The 2,306-nt window shown below is 68.0% G+C and carries 3 protein-coding genes; 1 reads left to right on the plus strand and 2 read right to left on the minus strand.

The window, feature by feature from the left end; genetic code table 11:
• Window positions 1-194 precede the first annotated feature (194 nt).
• Window positions 195-953, minus strand: coding sequence for an HIRAN domain-containing protein (locus DOO78_RS26740; protein WP_111472926.1), 759 nt, complete (start codon window positions 951-953; stop codon window positions 195-197).
• A gap of 61 nt (window positions 954-1,014) precedes the next feature.
• Window positions 1,015-1,995, minus strand: a complete 981-nt coding sequence (locus tag DOO78_RS26745; protein ID WP_128080186.1) for a hypothetical protein — start codon at window positions 1,993-1,995, stop codon at window positions 1,015-1,017.
• Between the two features lie 40 nt (window positions 1,996-2,035).
• Here DOO78_RS26745 and DOO78_RS26750 point away from each other — a divergent pair, with 40 nt between their 5' ends.
• Entirely contained in the window at window positions 2,036-2,230 is a 195-nt protein-coding gene (locus DOO78_RS26750) for a hypothetical protein (protein WP_128080187.1), read from the plus strand.
• Window positions 2,231-2,306: the final 76 nt, after the last annotated feature.

The raw sequence follows: 2,306 nt of genomic DNA on the forward strand, positions 1-2,306 counted from the left end.
CCGCCGCCTCCGCCCAGAAAGCCGAGGCTAGCGTCCGAACATGGGTCAACTCTCAGTGGCAACTTCACCCCAAACCAGGTCAGATCTCAGTGGCAATCAACATCGCCGAGATCCTGCCGCGGCTCGCCAGAACTGCTCTCGGCCAACACCCGACCCCTCTGCGCTCCTTCCTGACCGCGGAGGTTGCTGGGTAATCAGGTGGTCCTTTGCCAGCCCGCGCAGGGGCCGGCCAGCATCACCGCGCGCCCGCCCGTGTCCGGACCGCGGAAGCGCTCGGCGAGCAGCGGGGGCGCGCGGAGCAACTGGGCCACCTGCTCCGCGGCGGCGGGCCCAAGCGGTGGCGGCGTGGCCTCCGCCAGAAGGCTCAGCCGGGTCGAGAGGCGCCAATTGCCGGGGGTGGCTTCGTAGGCCTCGCCCTCGACCTCGGCGCGGATCTGGCCGCCCGCGTCCAGCAGCGGCGCGATGCGGCGGGCCTCGCCGCGCGGCAGCCAGCCGAGTTGTTCTCCCTCCGGCGTGTGCACGGCGATGGCGTTGGGGTCGTGCCGATTGGCGGCGTCGCGCCGCAGTCGCAGCGGCTGGCCCGGTAGCAGCATGGCGGCGAGCCGCGCGGCCGCGTGGTACTTCGTGCCGACCACCGGGATTTCGCCGAGTGGCAAGGCCGCGATCGCGCGGGACGGGCCGGCGCCAGCCGAGGCCGCCGGCCGGAGGCCGAGCGGTGAAGCGACCAGCGCACCGAAGGCGCGGGCGATGTCGCGGCGGCGGGGCATGCGATCAGTCTGGCTCGATTCAGGCGGTCCGACTTTCGACGGACACCGCGGCGACGTGAAGGTCTTGCAGGTCAGATCTTGGGCTTCACCTTTCCCTTGGTGATGACGGCCACCGCTACCGTAACCAGAAGCCCACCCGCCGCTTTGCCGCCCTGCTTGGCCCGCCGCCACCATGTTCGGCGGCATGATGGACAGACCCACTCCTTGGGCAGCAGCGGTCTTCCGCAGCGACAAATGCGCGTTCGCGTCATGACAGCAGGTTCTCCGGCCGCAGGGTGACGTCCAGCGTGAACCTGCCGTCCTTCGCGTCGGCAAGCCTCTGCCGCGCTTGCACGATGAGACCGGGGATCTTTGCCCAGACCTGTTCCGGAGGATCGTCCTTCCTCCAAGGCGCAAGGCGAGCCTTTGACGCAGCGCCAGGGAAGTCGAGCTTCGCGAGATGATCGAGCATCTGCTCCAGGGCGTGCTGCGCGGCGTCCACCTCTCCGAGATCCTGATAGCAGAAGATCAGCGTCCGTATGCCCTGCAGGGCGAGCGCCATACGCTGCCGCAGCCCATCCCACGTCCGGGCGACATCATCGTCGGTGAGCGTGGCCGGCAGAGTTTTCGTGCTCGACGGTTGCCGCGCCAGCTCCACGCTCACCCTCTCCAGGGCGCCGGCGATCAGCTTGTGGAGGTCGCCGGCAAGCTGCGTGAGAGCGGCTTTGCGCTGCGCATCGTCGCTCATGCGGCAGACCGTTGGGTATTGCCGCACCGCGCCGAGAAGCTCGCCGTCGAACTGCGCTTGAAGGAGCGCCTTCACATTGCGGACGTCACCGTGAAGCGCATCCATCTTTGCAGCCAGTTCGAGCAGCATCGCATTGATCGCGAGGCCGGAGAGGGCCGAGAGCGCCGCCGGATCGAGTCCGGCCGGTCGAAGCAGCGCCTGCTCCTTGAACTTTCCCGCGCCGTCCTGCACCCAGGCATGAAGCAGGCCGTCTCCGGCTTTCTTCAGGTCGCCTGTGCGCCCCTGCATCACGACGTGAAACGCTTCGCCATCCTTCAGGGTCTTCAGGAGACGCGCTGCGTCTGGCGCGAGTTGAACCAAGGAACGCAGGAGGCCAGCCGCCTGACGCTCCAAGCGCTCAAGGATCGGGGGCGGCACATCGGCTGCCTTCGCGGCACCGGTCGGGATCAGCGGCACCGGATCGGGCGGTGGTGTCGCGAGATCAGGAGTCGGATCATCCATCTGCCATTATCTCCCGATGTGTCGCTGCACGTGCGCCGCGATGGCTACGACGCGGAGCGTGCTGGCTTTCGGCACGCGCGAGGGTAACGGAGGCTGGTTCGTCGGCCGGGTCCTGCGGGACGAGGTCGCCGCGGAAGGCGCGGGTCAGGATGCTGCGTTCCAGGTGGTCGAGAAGGGCGAGGGCGCGGGTGGCTTCCTGACTGATTCTCTTAGAGCCCATCCGGAAAGGAATTGAATCGGCTGAATCGGATGTGATTCTCTGGTCGTGCGGGCGATTCGCGGGGGCAGGCAATGGCGTGGACGGCAGAGCA

The organism is Roseicella frigidaeris (genome assembly GCF_003258945.1).
In the GTDB taxonomy this organism is placed as follows: Bacteria; Pseudomonadota; Alphaproteobacteria; order Acetobacterales; family Acetobacteraceae; genus Paracraurococcus; species Paracraurococcus frigidaeris.

Bases quoted from the DNA above. Each gene is read 5' to 3' on its own strand.
- DOO78_RS26740 (WP_111472926.1), bottom strand. From the start codon at position 953: ATGCCGCCGAACATGGTGGCGGCGGGCCAAGCAGGGCGGCAAAGCGGC.
- DOO78_RS26745 (WP_128080186.1), bottom strand. From the start codon at position 1,995: ATGGATGATCCGACTCCTGATCTCGCGACACCACCGCCCGATCCGGTG.
- DOO78_RS26750 (WP_128080187.1), top strand. From the start codon at position 2,036: ATGGCTACGACGCGGAGCGTGCTGGCTTTCGGCACGCGCGAGGGTAAC.